Origin of the sequence: Bacillus sp. MZGC1 (assembly GCF_002998605.1) — a bacterium.
Taxonomy (GTDB): Bacteria; Bacillota; Bacilli; order Bacillales; family Bacillaceae; genus Bacillus.
The window spans coordinates 1-20,367 of the sequence record NZ_PVRE01000006.1 but is presented as its reverse complement, the minus strand read 5'-3'; the positions used below and the strand labels follow the sequence as shown (position 1 = coordinate 20,367).

Sequence of the window (20,367 nt, the reverse complement as noted above, 5' to 3'; positions counted from 1 at the left end):
GAATGTTCATTCCGTATGCGGTATATTATATTAATATTTTAATTTCTTCTATATATACTTAAACACACTTATTTTTCTCCGTCATCACATTTTCTGAAAATAATAATAATTGAGAAATGATGCCTAGTCAGACAGCATCCAAAGGACTTAGAAATCTTGGCAGATATGTGTCATGCGGGTGACCTCTGCACTACACGTTCATTCTTGATCAATCGGAGACTGAATATGGCCGTCATATGTATCAATATGTTTGCTTTCCAAGAAGACGTGCTCCACCAAATAAAATCGCAAAAGCAAACATCGTTCGAAGAATCACTTTAATATGATCAGGCATATATGGGTCTACCTTCAATTGCATCAAAAAAAGCCTTTTCTTTAGAAAAGACTCATGTTTAGACTATGCATTTATTTCATCATTATTCAATTGGGCAGCATCGCTTTGCTCAAATTGTGTTCGCAGCTCAATAATTGAGCTATTCCTGACATCATTGGCATCTTGCTCAAGAAGCCACGTATAAAATCTAGCTTGCTCCGCTGTTTGCAAAGCCTGCATATATTTTTGCGAGGAACGATTCTCTGCGACGCGCTGCTTGATCGCGCGCATCTGCTTCCAGAATTGATAATAAGGGAGCTTGAGCTTGGTCATGAATCCGCGATGATCCTCTATGACAAATCCCTCTTCTTTAATCGAGTCGTCATGAGAGACAGCCTGATACCATTTATAAAAAGACGTCCAATCATGGAACACAGCCACTTCCTGCTTGCAGGACATTCCAAGCCGTTCGCTTAACCTTTTCACTTCAGTGAATGGTGCTTTTTCATAGCTTAGCTGACGCTTCACAATATCAAGCAAAATGAGTTGATCTTGATCATATGTGATAATATGTGGGTCTTTCTCTGGTAAAATGACCTCAAACACAAGAGATACATTGTTGTCACGTACGTATGATTTGATGTAGTCGACCTGCACATCGTCAAAGGTTGCATAAAATAGCTCTTCGACCCAGGAAGCATGCTGATTTTGTTTCACATGAGATGTATACGATTTGGACGTAAACACCAATTCATCATCCATTTCGTTATACCCAACCGTTCCTAAATATCCATTTGCTTTATCATAGACGGTAACAGGGAATTGAAGATGGTTCACTAGATGATGCATTTTTGTCTCTGGACGCTCGTCAATATTAAAAAATTTGTTGTAGCTTCTTGAAACAATCTGCTTTGACACCATATTGACAAACAAACCTCTTGCCTTCACATTCACATCATCCCACTGCCGTTCACTAAAAGCTTTTTTCGTAAAATTAAAAGATGAAATATGGTGCGGAAGCTTTAATTCCTGTACATATTCATGCTGATCTAAGTGAGCTAAAAAGTCATCCAGTGAGATATCTGGTTGAAGAGCAGCCGATGTTTTTTTCTCAGAAGCTCTATAGACTGGGTTGTCAATTTCATGAGCCTCAATCCCGTCAGCTGTGATTTTCAAGACCCTCAGCTGCCCCCCGAATTCAACCTGGCCTTCTAGATTATAAGATCTTTCCGCTGCTTGAATTGGCAGCCTGTATAAATTACGATGCCCGTGAATTTGAATGACATCTAATCCAGCGGTGTTTTGAACAAACAAGTGGTCAATGTCATCTGAATATTCACCTACACCGTGAATGAGCTGCTGGGTTGAGACATGCAGAAGCTCTTCTGGCAAATGAGCAAGCCCCCCGTGGGTAACAAGAAATGTCTTGCTATGGTACGTAAAATAAGTAAGCTGATGAAATGTTCTGACAAACTTCCGTACTTCTTTTAAATCAAAGTCTGCTGCTTCGATTTCAGGTGCAGTATGCCGGTTAAACATATTGCTTCTTACTTTCTCACCATGTGCAAACCGGTATAAATGCTGATCATGATTGCCCTCAATCACGATGACATTCCGGCATTCTCTATGTGCGAGCATCCATTCTAATACTTCCTTGTTTTCTATTCCTCTATCAAGCAAATCACCTGCAAAGATATAAAGTTCGTTTTCTTTAATGTCTCCTTGTAAATAGGTGGTCAGAGCGGTATGACAGCCGTGAATATCTCCAAAGACATGAATGGCCTCATATTGATCGAAGGATCGAGGCTGATAGGTTATCACTTGCGGATACTCCTCAGGCTGCAAAACAGTCACCCATGATGGGACCTTTTCTGTTTTTAACCGCTCGTTCATTTGATATAAAACAGACTCCCGCACAACTTTGTGAGGTTCCCGTGAGCGATTTTGCAGGAGAGCTGTTTCAAGCGGCACCTGCGTGAAATCGACGACATACACCCTGTAACGATACGATGTGGCTAACGATTTATATTGAGATATCGATTTGCTTGAAATATGTGTCGCATCAATCACAGTAAAGTCTCCGCGTTCCATACGTGCTGTAAGCAATTCAAATAACAAAGACCAGACTTTGTGGTCATGCTTGCTTGAAATTTCTGGTTTCCCATTGACAGATAACTGCGGCGGCTGGGTCAAAAGACGGATCTGATCCGCTGATAAAGTGTAGGGCTCTAAGCCTTGAGCTTTGATCCAAGTTGATTTACCTACGCCTGGGAGACCTCGTAAAAGGACTAAAGTTCTCATATTGGTTCTCCTTTAATGAGTGATATTTTACCTATTATAGATAAATTATGGATAAATCTCAATCTTTTATTGATTATGGTAATATATAGATAGAAAGGGAGGTTTTACGTATGTCTAATGGAGAGAATATGGCATTCAATCTTGGAGATTTTTTATTTCAAGTGTTCTCTCTTCTATTCATTGCTGTTATCGTGACTATGATTGTCACCTCTTTTCGAATGATCAGAAGAAGACGAATGGAATTGAAGAAGGTTGAGGAAAGATTGAACAAAGTGATTGAAAAAAATGATTTAAAAGAGTAAAAAATCCGGGATTTAACCGGATTTTTTTGGTTTCATCACAATTCCTTGACGCTGCTGCATCAAAAAGAAAAAGACGCCTAAAAGGACAAGAAGACCGCCACACATTTGAAGCAGTGTAATCTTCTCTCCAAGCAGCCACACAGCAAGAATCGTGGCCCCAACAGGTTCGCCAAGTATACTCATTGAAATCGTTGTGGCATTGACATAAGTTAAAAGCCAATTATTAATGACATGAGACATGGTGGGAATGATGGCAAGCAATAAAAAAATCCCCCACTCTTTACCCGGATAGCCTGTAAAAGGAGTTTGCTGCATTAGGTTGAATAGAATTAAAAAAAGACCAGCAAAACCAAACACACAAAAACTATAAATCCAATGAGATATTTTCCTTACAGCCTGTTGACCTATTAATAAATAACAAACAACCGCGATCACACTTAAAAAGGATAAAATGTCTCCTAGGATGGCTTCCTGGCTATGACCTATGTCTCCCCATCCAATCATGAGTGCACCAGCAATCGCTGCACACATCGTCAAGAGTACGGGCAGCGTGGTTCGTTCACGGAAAATGAGAAAGCCGCCTAATAAGGAGACCATCGGCTGAAGGGCGATAATAATAGTAGAGCTTGCCACAGTCGTCAGCTTCAGTGAGCCAAACCACAACACAAAGTGGAGTCCTAAAAAGAAGCCTGACATACATAAGAAAAACCAGTCTCTGCGCTTTATTGAAAGAAATTCTTTTTTACGTGGCAGGATAAACGGCAGCATAAAAGCCGCGGCAAAGATCATTCGATACATGCTTAAAATAGCAGCAGGTGCATTTGACCATTTCACAATGATAGCAGAAAACGAAATGGCAATAATTGAAATCACAAGCGGTAGTGCAATTGATTTCTTTTGAGCAGTTGACTTCATTTCCATAAGCAGCTTCCTTTACATCAGCAGTAGATGAGAAGTTCATCTTGTATGTCGTCATCTTACTATGTCCAATCCGCTAGAGGCAAGATGATTTTAAAACTTGTGTGAGCTTTTTTGCATGAAAAAAGCTTTCAGCACGAAAGCCCTCATTCATCATCTATTAACAGATAAACGGCCCGAACTGGACCATGAACACCTACCACTAAATTCATCTCAATATCCGCAGAGTTACTTGGACCTGATATGAAATGAATAGCACCTTTCGCCTGCTCCCCCTCTTCTACCGAGCGATTAAGAGCCGAAACAGCCTGAATCATCCGCGGAACCACTGTGCTTTTTTCGATACACACGATATACATCATCGGTAAAAAATGCAGCGCTCTGCCTTGGCCTTGATGGGATGAAAGGACGACTGTACCTGATTCTGCTAGGGTGTAATCACTGAATACAACCGAATATGTCGCTTGTTCTGCCATCCTGATATTTTCTTCCCTTGATGCCTCAGCATTCCAGCTGGTGACTGCGAATCCTTCGTGCTGCAAGCTGTCAAACATCGGATGAAATCCATATTGTTCAAAACGATGATCGCCCGATATCATCACAGAACCCTCTCCATACTCTGTCATCAATAATCTTAATACAGAGGGCGCTTCCTGTGGTGTTGTTTCGACCACTCTTGTGTGAATTCGTTGACATTGCTTCTTCAGTTGCTCGACTAGTTCTTCTTTAGACAAAAGTCCGTTTGTTTCCCACTGGACTTGATGCTTCCAAGCTGGACGCTGAATAGATGCAGACGGGGAGGAATCTTTACCTAATTGCTTACGGATATGAGCTAAAAACGACTCTCGGTGAGAAATGGTTCCCTTCATCACTGCTCCTCCTTCTGTCTCTTTTTAAACCAATCCCTGAATCTTTCTTTACTTGGAGCTGGCAGATCACGAATATCTGTCCAATTCTTTAAAGGACCTATTCCTTTTGAAATCTGTCCGTTTGAAGCCATACGATTCATCAATACAGGGGCTGCTTTTGTTCCGAATTGATACATTCCGGGAGTCGATGCGCCCATTCCGAACATTTTCATCGCCATCATTTCAGTTTTAGACGCTCTCCCCTCTTTTTCAACGATGACTTGTCGATGTTTTATTAATAACTCGTGAAGCGGGATCTTTACTGGACAAGCATCTGTGCAGGCTGCGCAAAGGCTTGATGCAAAGGGGAGCTCTTGGTAGTCATCATAGCCTCCAAGAAGCGGCGAAAGAACAGCGCCAATTGGCCCCGGATAAATCGATCCGTATGAATGTCCGCCCACATGCCGGTAAACTGGGCACACATTAATACAGGCTGCGCACCGGATACATTGGAGAACAGGCTGAAAGGCAGTACCTAATATATTGGACCGCCCATTGTCCACAATGACCAAGTGAAATTCTTCTGGTCCATCCACTTCTTCTTCTCCTTTTGGCCCGACGACAGAAATATAACTTGTTAATTTCTGACCAACTGCACTTCTGCACAAAAGACCAACAAGGACATCCAGTTCCTCCATCGTTGGAACAATCCGTTCCATGCCCATAACGGAGATATGTGTCTTCGGGATAGCCGTGACAAGATCCGCATTCCCTTCATTTGTCACAAGGCAGATGGAACCTGTATTGGCGACAGCAAAATTACAGCCAGTGACACCAATGTCAGCTTCGAGGAATTTTTCACGTAATATGGCTCTCACAAAACTCGTCATGTCTTCAGGTGTCTCTGACATCTCATACCCTAGCTTCTCATGAAATACTTCCCGTATTTGTTCTTTCGTCATATGAAGAGCAGGTGCCACAATATGTGAAGGAGGTTCATGATCATCTACTTGCAGAATATACTCGCCAAGATCGCTTTCCACCACCTCACAGCCGATCTCTTCAAGCGCTTGATTCATTTCAATTTCTTCTGTGACCATTGATTTTGATTTAACGATCTTTTTGGCCGCTTTTTTCTGTGCCACATTTTGTATATACGCCGATGCCTCTTCCTTTGTTTTTGCAAAAAAGACATGTCCTCCACGTGCACTAACGCTTTCACTTAATTGGTATAAGTAGTCATCAAGATGCGTCAGCGTATGCTGCCGGATTTCCTCGCCAAGTTCTCGCCACTTTTCCCAGTTGCCAAGCTCTTCGCTCGCAGATAGCCGCCTTTCATACAGGCGTTCCTGCGCTGAGGAAACAGCACCTCTCATGACAGTATCTTCTAACCCTTCCCCGATTCGTTCTTTAAAGCCCTTCTCTCCAATTTTCATACTCATTTGCCGTTCCCCCTCTTAAAGTCAGCGGCTATTTAATACTTCTGCGATATGCATCACTTGAATGGGCTTATCAAGACGATTCAGCCTCCCGCCAATATTCAGCAGACATCCGCAGTCAGCACCAATAATGTATTCAGCGCCTGTCTCCTCTATGCTTTGGACTTTCTCATCGACCATTTGCTCAGAAATAGGTGTCATTTTTACTGAAAAGGTTCCTCCAAATCCGCAGCAATTTTCTGCACGCAGCAATGGTGTCATCGTCAAATCTTTGACATTTGACAACAGTGTGATAGGTGCTTCCTTAATTCGCAGCAGTCTCGTCATATGACAGGATGTGTGATAGGTTGCGTTTCCTTTCAGGCTCGCCCCTACATCTGTGACGTGTAATATATCAACAATAAACTCGGTTAATTCATATGTTTTCTCAGTAAGTGCCTCAGCTTTTGCTGACCACACTGGGTCTTCTTTTAAAAGATGAGGATATTCTAAAAACATCGCCTTACAAGAACCTGACGGCGTCACGACATATTCAGCTGATTCAAAGGCTTTGATCATGTTTTTTGCTGCTTTGATGGTTTCTTTTGTATAGCCGCTGTTAAAGGCTGGCTGTCCGCAGCACACTTGTGCCTCTGGAAATTCCACCTCTACACCGAGCCTTTCTAGTACTTTCACTGTCGCCTTTCCTACACTTGGCTGCATGGTGTCAATTAAACAGGTAACGAATAAATGGACTTTCATCGGCGAACTTCCCTTCTTTGCTGCAATTTGATTCATTAATTTGGTCATCTGATGACGAAATAACAGACCCTATTTTCATTTTAATCCCAAATTTCTGAAATTTCAACGAAGTGATTTGTCTAAATTTGGACATATGGCATGTGTAGCTTGAATGAAAAAAACGCCCTTTTGATAGGGCGCTTGAGAAGATTTATTTTGAAATCAATTCACGAATTCTTTCTTCGATAGGTGTTAAGGGCCGGCCTAATAATGTTTCGAAATCACGGCTTTCAACAGCTAAGGCACCATCGCGAATGCCGCTTTGAATGGCTTTGACGAACGGAACAGCTTCTTTTGGTACACCATTTGAAGCTAAAAACTCTCCAAATGTGTCGACATCAATTTGCTCGACTTTGATCTCTTTTCCGCTTACCTCACTGACAATGTGTGCAAGTTCAGTATGCGTCCGAAGAGGTCCTGACAGCTCATATATCTCCTGGTCATGTACAGGAAGTGTTAACGCATTTGCGGCCGCTTCTGCGTAGTCATTTCTTGTTGCCCAGCCAACCTTGCCATCACCAATTGGACTTAAAAATGGTGCGCCGCTAACGGCTGCTAGAATCGTATCTTTTTCGTTTTCTACATACCAATTGTTTCTTAAAAACACATGAGGAATGCCAGAGGCCACAATCGCTTCTTCTGTTTTTGCATGGTCATGTGCAAGGACAAGCTGACTCTCTCTTGCACTCACAACGCTTGTATAAGCAATAAAGGATACACCAGCTGCTTTCGCCGCTTGGATGGCAGCCGTATGTTGCTGCACGCGGTCTCCTTCTGCAGTTGAAATCATCAAAAGATGGTCAATGCCTTGAAAGGCTGCCTTAAGGGTGTCTGGCTGAGTAAAGTCTCCGTGGCGTACATCCACCCCAGATTCCTTCAAATGTGCTGCTTTTTGCGGGTTTCGAACACTGACCGCAATTTGTTCAGCCGGTACCTTTGTAAGCAAATGCTGGACGACGAGCGATCCAAGTTGTCCTGTTGCGCCTGTTACTAATAACTTCATTTGTTTGACCTCCTCATTTTGTGATTCGACGGTGATGTTTTGGTACAGCTTTACGTATCCGTTTATTCGTTATAACCATCTCGATTACAACAACTGGTGTAAAAAAAGCTCAAGTTCAGCCTGAGCTTCTTTTATTCTGACTCTGTCAACAATTGCTGGATGGTCACTTGTTTGAGGTGATTTTCAAGCGCTGCCTGAGCTTCTTTTAGTTCACTCCTCAGTCTTGTATCCATTGCTTGACCAATCGGACATGCGATGACTGGCTGATGGAAGTTAAATAAATCTTCATCCTCGCTTACATCGACAGCACGGTACACATCTAACAGCGTGATTTCCTCTGCCGGCCTTTTTAAGTAAGCACCGCCTACTCCGCGGCGTATCTCAATAAGTCCCGCCCGTTTGAGCATTGCCATCATTTTTCGAACAATGGTTGGATTTGAATTCACACTTTCCGCAATAAAATCCCCTGTACACTCTTTTGGAACACCTGCAATAAATGACAAAATATGAACAGCAATCGGATACCTGCTGCTAATTTGTTTCACAATCTTTCACCACCGTTGTAATCAATATAGTTACAATGAGTGATTTTGTCAATCAATAAACGGATTTTTCTTTCTATCCCAGTCCTCATATGTCATGATATCGTAGTCTTCTGCTGTATCAAGTTCAAGCGGGGCAATGCATTCAAGCAAATTCTCATCTGGGTCAAGAAAATAGATCGCTGCATGAAATTGCGGCGGATTATCCAGAACTAAAGGCTGTTCCTCTTCTGAAAAACCAAACATTGGGTGAATACTGATGCCTTTTTCAACAAGCCAAGCCTTGATCTGTTCGATACTGGACGTTGTAATTTGAAAGGCAACGTGCCGAGTCGAGGGATGGTATGGAAAAGCATTTATATCTACTTTCCACAAGCCAAGCCAGCTCTTTCCTTTTTCAATCCATAAAAAAGCAACTCGTTCATTTTCGTGAGCAAGTGTCAATTCCAATTTTTCATAAAACGCAATAGATGCCTTCAAATCACTCACAGGTAAATGGGCTTCATACAAACCTTTTATCATCATCCAAACCACTCCTTTTCTCCCTTCTATTCTGCGGGATTTGATGAGATTCCGCCTCAGCAAAACGATGTATTTTATCCCATTCATTGGTTTGAGAAGAATGATATGTTTGATCCATTGCAGATGGGGGAAGGTGTTCAAATAAAAGAAAGGAGCGGTTCATATGCCTTGGACGATGAATGATTATCCGGCTTCATTTCAATCGTTAGATAACGTCATTCGAAAAAAAGCGCTTGAGATTGCCAACAAAATGATACAGGAAGGCTATGACGAAAATAGAGCCATCCCAATTGCGATCAGTCAAGCGAAAGAGTGGAAGAAAAACGCAACGGAGAAAGAGATAGAGAATTTCTCATCTCATGGTTCTGTCAAACCTTCTAAGGGCAGCAGCTCTGCACGACCAGAGCTCATGGATCATGCGCAGCATGTCGTCAAGCACGAAGAAGGCTGGGCGGTTCAGACAGAGAAAGCGAAACGAGCAAGTGAGGTCAAAGAAACGAAACAAGAAGCAATTGACCGGGCAAAGGAGATTGCTTCTAATAAAGGGACTTCTGTTGTTATCCACAGAAAAGATGGAACAATTCAGGACGTGTTAAAGCCGCAATAAGACCGCCCGTAAGCGGTCTTTTCTTATGCATTCTTTTCTTTTTTCGCTGGTGTTTTTCTTTTTTTAGGTGCTGCTTTTTTCGCTTTGGCAGGTTTTGATCGATCGATTGAAGCCTGTAGAGCCGCCATTAAATCAGTCACATTGGATGCAGGATCTTTTTTGCCTGTCGTTTCTGGCTGAACCGTACGTTCTCCAGATATTTTATCGCCAATTAAGTTCATCAGCTGTTCTCTGTATTCATCTTGATATGCCGCTGGATCGAATGTCGTGGTCAGCTGCTCGATTAAAAGGAGCGCTGTATCTAACTCTTTCTTTACAATGTTCTCCTCTTGGGGGATATTCGGTACATCAGATACTTGTCTAATTTCATCAGGGAAATGAATGGTTTCCATCAGCAAAATATGTTCATAGCACCTAACGATTGCTAATTGCTCCTTTGAGCGGATCATAATCTTCGCCACACCAATTTTTCCCGATTCCTCTAAAGCTTTTCTTAATAATGAATAAGCCTTCGCACCGCCAGTATCCGGGGATAAGAAGTAACTTCTTTCATAATAGATTGGATCAATCTCTTCTATCTTCACAAAATCAATGATTTCGACGGCTTTTTCTTCATTTTCTTTTCGCAGTTTTTCTAGCTCTTCATCGTCTAATTCAATGAATTTATTTTTCGCATACTCGTACGCTTTGACGATTTGTTCTGGTGCCACCTCTTCCCCGCAGTTGGCACAAACCTTTTTATAGTTAATGGGCGTGTGACACTCTTTATGCAGCTGTCTTAATTTAATATCTTTGTTCTCTGTAGCAGTAAACAGCTTAACTGGAATATTGACTAGTCCAAAGCTAATGCCGCCTTTCCAAACTGTATGCATCGCGTCGCCTCCGTTCTTTTCTCCTTACTATGTAATGTTTTCGTTAGACTTATGTATGCAAATGAAAATTTCATCCCACTCTAAGAACACATCATATGAGGAAGTGACATGACAATGAAACCTATGCGATTAACGGCGGCACATGATATTCCTACCGGTTCAGACTGGGTGTATGAATTAAAATATGATGGCTTTCGGACCATCCTGATGTGGGAGGAAAACGAGATTCATTTAGAAAGTAGAGCCGGAAAACGATTAAACGAACAGTTTCCTGAGGTTATTGAACAGTGCGAACAATTAAGGGACCAATTTGCTCCTTTTTTACCACTTACGTTTGATGGGGAATTGGTCTTTTTACTGGATGAACAGCAAAGCGATTTTGCGAGGGTTCAGCAAAGAGGCAGGCTGAAAAACAAAGAGGCTATTAAGCTGCAGGCTGAGCGGTTTCCATGTCATTTGATTGCATTTGATCTATTAAGATGTACAGGGAGATCCCTTGTTGATTTACCGTTGATGGATAGGAAAAAACAGTTACAGCAAGTTTTCCAAGAAGCAAAACTTCCGCCATCTGTTCAGCTGGAGCACCCTTCCCTTCTTCAACTTATTCATACAGACACAAATCATGAATATATGAAAAAGCTGATGACGACGTATTTAGCAGAAGGACTCGTTGCGAAAAAAAAGACGAGTAAATGGCACGACAATACCCGGTCAAAAGAATGGCTGAAAGTCAAAAACTGGCGCTATGTCTCTGTCATTGTGACTCGTTTTGATAAAGAAAATGGCTATTTCCAAGGCTGTATTTATCAAGATCATCATCTCACCGAGGTTGTCCAATTCAAGCATGGGTTTTCTAAAGAAGAAGAACAAACGCTGCGTACACTCTTTCAAACAAAAGGCCAGCTAAAAGGAGCATCAGGATATGAAATCCCTCCTTCTATCGTCGCCAGCATTGCTTGTATATCCTTTGATGGATCCGCCTTAAGAGAGCCGCGTTTTTCTTCCTTTTTACTAGATACTGACCCAGCAGCATGTACGTTTCAGCAAATGCTCAAACAGCTGTATCAGCTCCCTGCCGTGATTGAGGTCACTCATCCTGAAAAACCGATTGTGCCGGCTCTTCATCTGAACAAGGCAGATTACTTACTTTATTTGAGACAAGCGGCTCCCTATCTCTTGCCCTTTTTACGTGAAAGACGACTTACTTTAATTCGGTTCCCCCATGGCGCTGGGGATGAATTCTTTTATCAAAAGTCGACACCTGATTATGCACCAGATTTTGTGTTGACCGATCAAGTTGATGATATTGCTTACACGGTCTGTAATGACCCGCAGACGCTTCTTTGGCTCGGTAACCAGCTGGCGATGGAATTTCATATTCCTTTTGAAACAAGGGATACGGACCGGCCGGTCGAAATCGTCTTTGATTTAGACCCGCCATCTGTTAACGAGTTTCATCTAGCCATAGAGGCTGCCAAGCGAATCAAAGCGCTTTTAGACGGTCTCTTTCTCACAGCCTTTATTAAAACAAGCGGCGGTAAAGGACTGCAAGTGTATATTCCATTAAAGAAAAATGCCTTCACATACGAAGAAACGAGATCATTCACCGCGTTTATATGCCAATTTTTATGTGAACAAGCTCCTGAGCTATTTACTTTAGAACGCCTTAAGAAAAAACGCGGCAATCGCTTGTATTTAGACTATATTCAGCACGATGCTGGAAAAACAATCATCGCGCCCTATTCACCAAGAGGAAATGAGCTTGGACTTGTAGCGACACCGCTTGAATGGGACGAACTCCATCAAGATGGACTTCATCCTTCTTTGTTTACCATGCCAGCTGTTATAGAGCGTCTAAAGGAAAAAGGCGATCCATTCCGCCGCATGAGGCATCTTGTAAATGATGACACTTTCAGACAAGTCTTACATCGGCTTGAAGACATCATACCGGCACATAAGATGGACATACGCGGTCATTAAGCGTTACACTTATTCATTAGAGAGTAAGAAAGGGATGACCATTTTGACCGCACATTCATTTCGAAATATAGCACTAATCTTCTTGTGCCTTTCCGCAGGAATTGTGGATGTGATTGGCTATTTGAGCCTAGGGCATGTGTTTACAGCCAATATGACAGGTAATATTGTGCTGCTTGGCATTGCAGCAGGAAGCTCCTTGCAGCTAACAGCCCTTCATTCCATCACTGCACTGAGTGGATTCGTTCTAGGGGTTTTACTTGCTGTTGTGATAGGCGGAAAACATGAGAAAACATTTTGGCCAAAAGCCGTTACACGTATCTTTATCATAGAAGTCATGATACTACTTCTATTTGCTCTCATGACCATATTCCCTTATACACAAGGTGCTTATTTTATGCTGATTATCCTTTTAAGTATGGCCATGGGTCTCCAGACAGCGGCCGCCCGCAAATTAAATGTGGCTGGCATTTCCACAACGGTTCTAACGAGTACACTCGCTAACCTATTTGAAGATTTGGCTCAGCGCATTTCACACCGGGAAAAAAGAAAAGCTCCTATTCAGCATGTCAGTTTCATGCGAATAGGCTCTATTGTCTTTTACTGCCTAGGTGCCGCTTTAGCGGCATACACAGATGCGTACGATCCGTTTATCATCATTTGGCTGCCTATCTCTATCCTTGGGGTGATTGTGATCACTGCTGCATTGAAGCATTTTCACCAATTGAAATAGCCAATCGTTAGATGGCTATTTCAACGTTCACTCATAACTTCTCACATAAAAACCAGGAGGACGCCCCATAATGAACGTGGAGCCATACGGATATCCAGAAAATGTCCCGAATCCACCGTATCCAGGGAAACCGCCTAAACCAGAAAACACACCAGGGCTCACATAATACCCGCCAAAGCCGATATGAGAACCAACCGATCCGATATGTGCTCCCCCACCGCTAAAACCGCCTCCATGAAAACCTCCATAAACTCGTGGATACATACAATCACCTGCTTTCGTCTAACAACTCATCACATCATATGCATGACAAATGGAGCGGTGTTCCGACTTTTTCTTTTACTTCTATGTACAATAGACCAATTTGATAAAATGTGAATGAAAAGTCCTGCAAAAAATTAAATTAAGCAAAGAAAGGTGACCTTTTTAACTTGTTGCGCTGCCCTATGTTTATTTAGAATAATGGGGCAGGTAACAAATTTGCACACCCCCTTTGTTGCGAATTCTTCTTATTAAACGTTCTTGTAGCGTTTAATAAGAAGAGCCTATTAACAACATACAAAAAACCCTTGCTGACGATGATCAACAAGGGCGAGAGATAAATGGTGGATTAACCACCAATGATTTTTTCTGCTACTTCGAAAGAACCCGCAACGTTTTGAGTCAGAACTGACGCAGCGATCGCTAAACCTACAACGAATAATACTTTTAAACCTGTTTTCATCTTAAATCAACCCCATTCTTTTCATATGTAAATCCGCTTCTAAACTTTTGTTCAAGTAAAAAACAGACTGCTCATAAAGTGCTTGCTTTTCACAATACTTAGCAGCAAAATGTGAAAGCTCTTTTACTTCATGATATTCATTCTTCTCTTCTAACTTTCTTAATTTCTCATCAATTTGCTGAAATCTTTGTGGTGCATTCGTTAAGTAAAGGTCATGGACGATGCCTATTTTCAGCTGAAACACTTCATGAGAAGCATCTTTTATTCTGGCATACGCAGCCTCTATATATTGGCTTGCACGCTGCTTTTCACCAATCACACAGAGTTCCCGGCTGATCAGATACGTAGAATGGAAAAAGAAATCCGACTCATAATATTCTTGATGGGACAGTGCTTTTTCAAGATGACGTATTGATTCTTTCGGTTTGTTCCAAAATGAATATAAAATGGCTACATTGTGATGGAGCTGAGCCAGCATAAAGTCATCCTGCTCGCTTGTCAAAACCTCTTCCGCCAGGCGATAATTTTCAAGCGCCTCTTCATACCGGCCGATCTCTGTTTGATTCGCCGCAATGAGAGAGTATGAAAGGGCTGTTCTTCTTTCATAATGCTTGTGCCGTTTATAGACGTGAAGTGCTCTGCGGATATAGCTTAATGAGAGCATGATATGACTAAGCCGGTAGTAAAGCCAGGCCACCTTAAAATCGAAATCAGCACGTTCGATCTCACTTGGAATTTTATCTAAGAGCTTTTCAGCACTTTGATACATTTGCAATGCAACCTCGTAATTTCCTTGATGCTGCTCATACACACCCTCATAAAAATCAAAATAGTAGGCAAGTCGGTTAGACAAGTCATCCTCTTTTTTTCCGTGATGACCTTCTATACTTCTCGTTGAAACACTGCCCTTTTGCCCTCTTAAATTGTACATGAGAATGTGATGCCTCTTCTCAAGAAGAGAATAGTACATAAGGATGTCCGCATCGTCAATTTCCTCTACCGCTTGTTTCGCTTTAGCAAATAACCGTTCTGCCTCATCTGCATGATCTTTTTTGATTTCCATGTTCCAGTCATTTAATAATGATGCCAATTCCGCAACAGGAATCTTGCTCATTCTACACCCCCAATCACTTTCAGCTGCATCACATGATTTCACTAAATATGGAACTTCTATTAGCAATTGCTAATTGTCCATTTGAGATCATTTTAATATGAATCACTTGAATCTTCAATAACCGTTTCCATTGAAAATGCGTTTCTTTCTTCTAGTCAATGATGTTTGCGTAAATATTTCACCTTTTTTCGGTTTTAAAGTACCCAATCATCTCGTGATGAAATGAAAAAAGCCCTTTTTTGGGGCTTTTTGTCCTTGAACGCTTGTGAGTAACGCCTTCATTTTTGTTTGATAGTTTATCTCTTTCAGTTTACTCATCAACAGGTTTGTCACCTTCTATCAGCCCAATTCAATGCTGTATACAAATCCATATGGTCTTTTATCATATGTGCCTTTGACTATTTTGTGCGATTCGCGTAAAGATCAGCGGCAGAAAGAGAACCCATGGAACTAATCGCAAAATTTACCGAACGAAAAGTCACTTTTAAAAGCTGTTCAATTAATCTATCGCATAATACGATATTACGTCATGCTCCGCCAAAAACGACGCCAGTTATACGCAAATAAAAAAACAAATCAATACACCTTTAAAAGTGTTAAAAGATTTATTCATACATTGTGAAAATTATCACCTTATATAAATAGGTAAATTTAAGGCATTTTTACAAAATTCGACACAAAATGCTTTTTCTCTTTGATACTATTGAATTAACCTATTTACAAATAATAGGTTAATTCAAATTAAGGAGTTGTTTTGTTTGAAAAAATCAACATTAAAAAAAGCTGTATTATCTATCGCCTTTTCTGCAACAATGTTATTTTCTATGAATACTGCAAGTGCTGCTCCGTTAGAGTGGGTCAGAGATGCTTATCCTGATCAGTGGGATTACGTATTAATTAAACAAAATGGGGTAAGTTACACTCAAGTTTGGACAAGTAGTAACAGTTATTTCCTTGTAAAATGCGAAGTATTATCTAACGGAAAATGCTTTGTTTCAAAATAAAAATATTTACAAAACGACTTCCAATTTTGGGGTCGTTTTTTACTTCAAAGTCAAACTCCTCTAAACGGGTGCTTTAAATTAAACCTCAATGAGAGCATAATCCAGGTCTAGGAAAGTCTTTGCTTTTAAACGTGTATACAATCTTTCACTCATACCGATTTCATTATATACCTTGTAATAGTTAATTTTGGAGCATATTTTGGTTTAATCTCCCTAATCTCTTTATACATAGGTTTTTCTTTACAATAACCCTATTAGCATTTTACTATATATAATAAGATCAATAACTTCCGCGCCTCAGCAGCTCTAGAAGGCTAGAGCACTGTAAAACGAATTATAGCTGGCGAGCCGCAAGGTAAGGGTTCAGAAGCATCGAAAAGAACACTAGCTGCGACAGGTGAAATTCCGTAGAGCGGCGTGTTGCCCCTAACCTATGCTTACGAAAGGAGTGCGGGTTCGAATCCCGTCTGAGACGTATGAGGTCGATGGAATTGGAGGATAAAACATCATGCATGTGTTTGAAGAATATGTAAGCAATATCGGTAATCCAAAGCTGAAGCAGCGCACACAAGACATTTTACAATGGATTTTAGACACATTCCCTCAATTAGAGCCAAGAATTGCTTGGAATCAGCCCATGTTCACAGACCACGGCACATTTATTATTGGGTTTAGCGTAGCAAAACATCACATTTCTGTCGCACCAGAAGGTAAAGGAATCGATCACTTTTCAGCTGACATTGTACAAGCGGGTTACGATCATGGAAAAAAGATGTTTCGCATGAAGGAAAGCTTGCCAGTTGATTATCCTCTCCTAAAAAAAATCATCGAATTTAATATCGAAGACAAAGCGGATTGTTCAACGTTTTGGCGAAAATAAAAAGCACCCCGATCTGAGCCATTAACAGATCGGGGTATTTTGCTGCAACATGTTATTTTGTTCTCTTCCTTACAACTTTCTGCTCAAGCCACTCATAACATGACAAAATGGCATTAACGCTCCTTTGGCATATCGGCAAATATACAACAGCGACCGCTGTTAAACACGCTATGACAGCACCTGCTAAGACATCAAATGGATAATGGACACCTACCCAAATCCTTGAAAAACCAACGGCGCACGCAATGATCAGCCAATAAACATGGCGCTTGTGAAAAAGCCAAAAGATCAGACAAACAGAAAAAATAAAGATGGTATGATCACTCGGAAAAGAGTTATTTACTTCCTTTTGAATCAAAAGATTGACATGACTCATTTCGGCAAAGGGCTGCTGGTTGGAATAAAAAATTCCTGCAATTTTGCCAATTAACTCTGCCAATATGAAAGTAAATCCGGCAGATACGACCACCCGCCTATTGGTTCTGCTCCGATTTTGAAACCATATGAACAGACACATGAGCGCTGCTAACAGCACTGTATATTCAGCTAGTCCAATGAATAACGGATTCAAGTAACCATGATCGATACTGAGCTGATTCACCCACCTAAATAAATCTTCATTATACCCCTGCATCTCATTTCATCCCTTTTTCCTCGATTTATGACAAGGATAATTGAAATGAGATGACCGCTCCATCGATCGAACGAACAAACCATGGAATCATATGACATGTTTGTCACTTTGCTGTCACCTGCACATCATTCACTGAGTGCTCTATAGAGAGTGATGCTGCTCCCATTCCTTTTTTAGCAAAGCATATTGATACGTGTTTTCATATTTAGGGGTGCCGTCCTCATAAGTAGTAAATGAAATAAACTCAAGAAAAAGGCCTTCTTTCCGCATGCCTAATCGCTCACATAATGCCTGTGAACGGACATTATCATCTTCTACATAGGCATAAAGCCGCCTTGCTCCCTTTTCTACAAATAAATAGGTCAAGAATGCTTCAGCACTCTCACGTGCATACCCCTTTCCTTCATATGCTGCATTGAAATTCCAGCCGATTGAATACGTATCAGGCTCCTCTTTTAAATGAAACAACTCACCGATAATTAGTTGACTTTCTTTTAAACAAACCGCTACATATGAATGATCTTCTTTTCTCTTTTGCACTTTAGCCACAGCTTCTTCTAATGAAAAAATTCGATCACTAAGAAAACAATTTACTCTTGGATTAGACAAGTACTCCAGCATCCCTGCCGCATCTTCTTCGCAAAACGGTCTAAGAATTAAACGATTCGTTTCTAATTGATTCATAAATGACTCCTCTTTGCATCATTTCGTGTTTTCTAGTCTCTCCATATTTTAGATGACATGCACCTGCTTTGACAATCAAGTTGTTGTGAAGTGTCTTCAATAACTGTAAAGGGGTCATGGGCGCTGGATTAGCCAAACAAATCAAAAGCAAATACCCCAATATATACAAAGATTATAAACAATTATGTACAGAACAAGGAGATGACTTGTTAAGCTCCGTTCAACTCATTACAACTAATGACGGAAAAACAATTGCCAACTTATTTGCTCAAACTGGATACGGTAGAAAAAGAATGCAAACGGACTACGATGCCTTACGCAGCTGCTTACAAAGCCTAAAAGACACAGTAACCCATTCAAATGAAAAGAAAAACCAAACTTCCATCGCCATTCCTTACGGGATCGGCTGCGGATTGGCGGGCGGCGATTGGACGATTGTGGAAGACATGATTGAAGAGGTATTGGGTGATTGTGAAGTGACGGTTTATTGGTTTCGATAAAGTGAAAAGAAAGATTTAATTAGAAAAGAATATTGTGTTTTTCGATATTTTTGCTTTCGTGAATCGGTTTCTTTGACATGCTAATCAATACACAGTTGATTCCATATGTATTGATTTTTATTTTGTTGCTAAGTGTGTCTGTTTTGTTATTGATTAATAGGGGGCATTATTGAATAAGAGCACCATTTCTGCTTGGAATGATGCTCTCAATATGTTCTCTAGTCTTTATTTCTTTAATCTATCAAAACGAATTTTATAACATCTCTAAAAGTTACTCCAATGTAGAGAAGTATTTTTCTAAATGTTTTTTACCAGAATTACTTTTAGGTATAATACCTAGATGATTATATTTCCAAATAGTTTTTCTTTCATGAGGGTTTGTATTCAAAAGGTCATCATAATTAAATTCTATATTAAAATGCCCCGTTTCATCAAATATCATTGTGAAGTTTGTCCAAGGTTCTTGACCATTTTGTTCAAACTCTCTCTTAAGTTCTTGGATACAGTCAACTAATTGATGCCATCTTTCTTTGTATTCATGTTCACTCACTTCAAAAAGTTCAGTGATCTCATGACTATATACCAGTTTACCCTCATTTTCTTTAGATGAAAAATAAAAGTAAACAGTTTGAGAACCTTTAACTACCTCACCATATAAATACACCTTTCCCCATTCAATTGGTATTGTTCCCACTACAACATCAACTATCTCTTTATATAAATGTTCTATTTTTTCTTCATTCATTACTTTTTACCTCCATACACATTGTCGAACCTTTTGATTTCCCATTCATCATCACCGATTTTATATTTAATATCAAAAGTTTCTGGGCGTAGAGAATCCGCTTTATAGTTAGGTGTAATCTTCACTTTAACTTCATCACCATTTTGAAGAGCATCAGCCCAAGTATTTTCAAGCTTTTTCCACTCACCTTTGTTTAAATTCCCATTCATCGGCACAAGATTATCAATATCTCCAGATCCTTTAAAAATTGAAGCAATTAAATGCCCACCATCATCATCTAGTAATCTGTCAGGCTTCCCTGAATTGGATTGGGCATATTGGTTTCTTTTGATCTCTCCGTATTTTAAATCACTTGCTTCGACTTTGACAATCCTTCCGTAGTGGTCGGTTGTGTAGGTGTACCCTTGCTTTGTTGAATAAACGACATTGGGTTTTAATACTTTTTTACGTTTCCATCTCACATAGTGATCTCCGTAACTGACAACGGTTGGCGGTGATTTTGGTGCTGGTAATCGTCTGCCTGTCTTAGAGATTCCGTATCCTGAGTTGTTGTCTAGACGCTTTGCCATGGAGAGGAGTTTATTTTTAAGATTTTCTCCGTCAAATACATTGTACGGCAGCTTGGGTCCGCCAGCCATTTGAAACTTTGGTGAATATGGCAATAGGCTAGGAATGGAGACTCTGTCTAATGATTTTGCTCCTTGTTCAAGCCCTTTCTTCACCGTAGTTTTGGCCGCTGTTGTCCCCGTTTTTGTGATGACTCCTGCCCCTTTAGAACCAAAGACGATTTCTGCTAGTGAACCAGTCGCATAGGCAAACCAGTGTGACCGAGAATACGCATCACCATCTATGACTTCTTTTTGGAATGAGTCTGAAATTGATTTTCCAATTGCTTTCGATGTTTCAATTGGGTGAGAAACAGCCG

21 protein-coding genes and 1 pseudogene are annotated in these 20,367 nt (G+C 40.7%); 7 read left to right on the top strand and 15 right to left on the bottom strand.

What is annotated here, in order from left to right:
• Positions 1-397 precede the first annotated feature (397 nt).
• Positions 398-2,614, bottom strand: a complete 2,217-nt coding sequence (locus C6Y06_RS16595; protein WP_106037256.1) for an RNA ligase — start codon at positions 2,612-2,614, stop codon at positions 398-400.
• A gap of 110 nt (positions 2,615-2,724) precedes the next feature.
• Here C6Y06_RS16595 and C6Y06_RS16590 point away from each other — a divergent pair, with 110 nt between their 5' ends.
• Positions 2,725-2,916, top strand: a complete 192-nt coding sequence (locus tag C6Y06_RS16590; RefSeq protein ID WP_060596417.1) for a hypothetical protein — start codon at positions 2,725-2,727, stop codon at positions 2,914-2,916.
• Between the two features lie 12 nt (positions 2,917-2,928).
• On the opposite strand, the gene C6Y06_RS16585 is transcribed toward C6Y06_RS16590, so the two are convergent.
• The 7 genes from C6Y06_RS16585 to C6Y06_RS16555 form a co-directional block, all read right to left on the bottom strand.
• On the bottom strand, positions 2,929-3,837 hold the full coding sequence (locus tag C6Y06_RS16585) for a DMT family transporter (RefSeq protein WP_106030936.1): 909 nt from the start codon (positions 3,835-3,837) through the stop codon (positions 2,929-2,931).
• Between the two features lie 143 nt (positions 3,838-3,980).
• The gene (locus tag C6Y06_RS16580) at positions 3,981-4,703 is read right to left on the bottom strand and encodes a LutC/YkgG family protein (protein WP_106037255.1); all 723 of its coding nucleotides are present in this window, start codon (positions 4,701-4,703) and stop codon (positions 3,981-3,983) included.
• Positions 4,703-6,124: a LutB/LldF family L-lactate oxidation iron-sulfur protein gene (locus C6Y06_RS16575; protein ID WP_106037254.1), complete on the bottom strand. Its 1,422-nt coding sequence runs from the start codon at positions 6,122-6,124 to the stop codon at positions 4,703-4,705. The genes C6Y06_RS16580 and C6Y06_RS16575 overlap by 1 nt, the downstream gene beginning before the upstream one ends.
• A 21-nt stretch (positions 6,125-6,145) precedes the next feature.
• On the bottom strand, positions 6,146-6,862 hold the full coding sequence (locus C6Y06_RS16570; protein WP_106037354.1) for a (Fe-S)-binding protein: 717 nt from the start codon (positions 6,860-6,862) through the stop codon (positions 6,146-6,148).
• Positions 6,863-7,052: 190 nt separating this feature from the next.
• Positions 7,053-7,904, bottom strand: coding sequence for an SDR family oxidoreductase (locus C6Y06_RS16565; RefSeq protein WP_106037253.1), 852 nt, complete (start codon positions 7,902-7,904; stop codon positions 7,053-7,055).
• A gap of 131 nt (positions 7,905-8,035) precedes the next feature.
• Positions 8,036-8,449: an Rrf2 family transcriptional regulator gene (locus C6Y06_RS16560; RefSeq protein WP_106037252.1), complete on the bottom strand. Its 414-nt coding sequence runs from the start codon at positions 8,447-8,449 to the stop codon at positions 8,036-8,038.
• 48 nt (positions 8,450-8,497) lie between these two features.
• Positions 8,498-8,971, bottom strand: a complete 474-nt coding sequence (locus C6Y06_RS16555) for a VOC family protein (protein ID WP_106037251.1) — start codon at positions 8,969-8,971, stop codon at positions 8,498-8,500.
• 160 nt (positions 8,972-9,131) lie between these two features.
• On the opposite strand from C6Y06_RS16555, the gene C6Y06_RS16550 reads away from it, so the two are divergent.
• Positions 9,132-9,575: a DUF2188 domain-containing protein gene (locus C6Y06_RS16550; protein WP_106037250.1), complete on the top strand. Its 444-nt coding sequence runs from the start codon at positions 9,132-9,134 to the stop codon at positions 9,573-9,575.
• A gap of 23 nt (positions 9,576-9,598) precedes the next feature.
• Here C6Y06_RS16550 and ku read toward each other — a convergent pair whose 3' ends face one another.
• Positions 9,599-10,447, bottom strand: coding sequence for a non-homologous end joining protein Ku (ku, locus tag C6Y06_RS16545; RefSeq protein WP_106037249.1), 849 nt, complete (start codon positions 10,445-10,447; stop codon positions 9,599-9,601).
• Between the two features lie 114 nt (positions 10,448-10,561).
• Between ku and C6Y06_RS16540 the strand changes: the two genes are divergently transcribed.
• Both C6Y06_RS16540 and C6Y06_RS16535 read left to right on the top strand, forming a co-directional pair.
• Positions 10,562-12,427 carry a DNA ligase D gene (locus tag C6Y06_RS16540; protein ID WP_106037248.1) on the top strand — a complete coding sequence of 622 codons (1,866 nt, stop codon included), beginning with the start codon at positions 10,562-10,564 and terminating at the stop codon, positions 12,425-12,427.
• Positions 12,428-12,461: 34 nt separating this feature from the next.
• Complete coding sequence (locus C6Y06_RS16535) at positions 12,462-13,157, top strand: YoaK family protein (RefSeq protein ID WP_106030930.1); 696 nt, start codon at positions 12,462-12,464, stop codon at positions 13,155-13,157.
• 27 nt (positions 13,158-13,184) lie between these two features.
• On the opposite strand, the gene C6Y06_RS16530 is transcribed toward C6Y06_RS16535, so the two are convergent.
• Positions 13,185-13,421, bottom strand: coding sequence for a hypothetical protein (locus C6Y06_RS16530; protein WP_060596409.1), 237 nt, complete (start codon positions 13,419-13,421; stop codon positions 13,185-13,187).
• Positions 13,422-13,882: 461 nt separating this feature from the next.
• Complete coding sequence (locus tag C6Y06_RS16525) at positions 13,883-14,995, bottom strand: response regulator aspartate phosphatase (protein ID WP_060596408.1); 1,113 nt, start codon at positions 14,993-14,995, stop codon at positions 13,883-13,885.
• 758 nt (positions 14,996-15,753) lie between these two features.
• Between C6Y06_RS16525 and C6Y06_RS16520 the strand changes: the two genes are divergently transcribed.
• Positions 15,754-15,999: a hypothetical protein gene (locus C6Y06_RS16520; protein WP_034660753.1), complete on the top strand. Its 246-nt coding sequence runs from the start codon at positions 15,754-15,756 to the stop codon at positions 15,997-15,999.
• 508 nt (positions 16,000-16,507) lie between these two features.
• Positions 16,508-16,879 carry an iron chaperone gene (locus tag C6Y06_RS16510; protein ID WP_034660752.1) on the top strand — a complete coding sequence of 124 codons (372 nt, stop codon included), beginning with the start codon at positions 16,508-16,510 and terminating at the stop codon, positions 16,877-16,879.
• A 52-nt stretch (positions 16,880-16,931) separates the two neighbouring features.
• On the opposite strand, the gene C6Y06_RS16505 is transcribed toward C6Y06_RS16510, so the two are convergent.
• Both C6Y06_RS16505 and C6Y06_RS16500 read right to left on the bottom strand, forming a co-directional pair.
• Positions 16,932-17,513: an undecaprenyl-diphosphatase gene (locus C6Y06_RS16505; protein WP_060596382.1), complete on the bottom strand. Its 582-nt coding sequence runs from the start codon at positions 17,511-17,513 to the stop codon at positions 16,932-16,934.
• 141 nt (positions 17,514-17,654) lie between these two features.
• Positions 17,655-18,197: a GNAT family N-acetyltransferase gene (locus tag C6Y06_RS16500; protein ID WP_034660750.1), complete on the bottom strand. Its 543-nt coding sequence runs from the start codon at positions 18,195-18,197 to the stop codon at positions 17,655-17,657.
• Between the two features lie 113 nt (positions 18,198-18,310).
• Here C6Y06_RS16500 and C6Y06_RS16495 point away from each other — a divergent pair.
• Positions 18,311-18,697 (top strand): annotated as a pseudogene (locus C6Y06_RS16495) (macro domain-containing protein); the annotation flags it as partial.
• Positions 18,698-18,968: 271 nt separating this feature from the next.
• Here C6Y06_RS16495 and C6Y06_RS16490 read toward each other — a convergent pair.
• A complete protein-coding gene (locus tag C6Y06_RS16490; protein WP_034660749.1) occupies positions 18,969-19,442 on the bottom strand; it encodes an antitoxin YezG family protein in 474 nt (157 codons plus the stop codon).
• A partial coding sequence (locus tag C6Y06_RS16485) for a DNA/RNA non-specific endonuclease (RefSeq protein ID WP_223251469.1) occupies positions 19,442-20,367 on the bottom strand: 926 nt, incomplete at its 5' end. The genes C6Y06_RS16490 and C6Y06_RS16485, both read right to left, overlap by 1 nt.

Excerpts from the sequence above, each read along its gene's own strand:
- C6Y06_RS16595 (WP_106037256.1), bottom strand. The coding sequence starts at position 2,614 with ATGAGAACTTTAGTCCTTTTACGAGGTCTCCCAGGCGTAGGTAAATCA.
- C6Y06_RS16590 (WP_060596417.1), top strand. The coding sequence starts at position 2,725 with ATGTCTAATGGAGAGAATATGGCATTCAATCTTGGAGATTTTTTATTT.
- C6Y06_RS16585 (WP_106030936.1), bottom strand. The coding sequence starts at position 3,837 with ATGGAAATGAAGTCAACTGCTCAAAAGAAATCAATTGCACTACCGCTT.
- C6Y06_RS16580 (WP_106037255.1), bottom strand. The coding sequence starts at position 4,703 with ATGAAGGGAACCATTTCTCACCGAGAGTCGTTTTTAGCTCATATCCGT.
- C6Y06_RS16575 (WP_106037254.1), bottom strand. The coding sequence starts at position 6,124 with ATGAGTATGAAAATTGGAGAGAAGGGCTTTAAAGAACGAATCGGGGAA.
- C6Y06_RS16570 (WP_106037354.1), bottom strand. The coding sequence starts at position 6,862 with ATGAAAGTCCATTTATTCGTTACCTGTTTAATTGACACCATGCAGCCA.
- C6Y06_RS16565 (WP_106037253.1), bottom strand. The coding sequence starts at position 7,904 with ATGAAGTTATTAGTAACAGGCGCAACAGGACAACTTGGATCGCTCGTC.
- C6Y06_RS16555 (WP_106037251.1), bottom strand. The coding sequence starts at position 8,971 with ATGATGATAAAAGGTTTGTATGAAGCCCATTTACCTGTGAGTGATTTG.
- C6Y06_RS16550 (WP_106037250.1), top strand. The coding sequence starts at position 9,132 with ATGCCTTGGACGATGAATGATTATCCGGCTTCATTTCAATCGTTAGAT.
- ku (WP_106037249.1), bottom strand. The coding sequence starts at position 10,447 with ATGCATACAGTTTGGAAAGGCGGCATTAGCTTTGGACTAGTCAATATT.
- C6Y06_RS16540 (WP_106037248.1), top strand. The coding sequence starts at position 10,562 with ATGAAACCTATGCGATTAACGGCGGCACATGATATTCCTACCGGTTCA.
- C6Y06_RS16535 (WP_106030930.1), top strand. The coding sequence starts at position 12,462 with ATGACCATTTTGACCGCACATTCATTTCGAAATATAGCACTAATCTTC.
- C6Y06_RS16530 (WP_060596409.1), bottom strand. The coding sequence starts at position 13,421 with ATGTATCCACGAGTTTATGGAGGTTTTCATGGAGGCGGTTTTAGCGGT.
- C6Y06_RS16525 (WP_060596408.1), bottom strand. The coding sequence starts at position 14,995 with ATGAGCAAGATTCCTGTTGCGGAATTGGCATCATTATTAAATGACTGG.
- C6Y06_RS16510 (WP_034660752.1), top strand. The coding sequence starts at position 16,508 with ATGCATGTGTTTGAAGAATATGTAAGCAATATCGGTAATCCAAAGCTG.
- C6Y06_RS16505 (WP_060596382.1), bottom strand. The coding sequence starts at position 17,513 with ATGCAGGGGTATAATGAAGATTTATTTAGGTGGGTGAATCAGCTCAGT.
- C6Y06_RS16500 (WP_034660750.1), bottom strand. The coding sequence starts at position 18,197 with ATGAATCAATTAGAAACGAATCGTTTAATTCTTAGACCGTTTTGCGAA.
- C6Y06_RS16490 (WP_034660749.1), bottom strand. The coding sequence starts at position 19,442 with ATGAATGAAGAAAAAATAGAACATTTATATAAAGAGATAGTTGATGTT.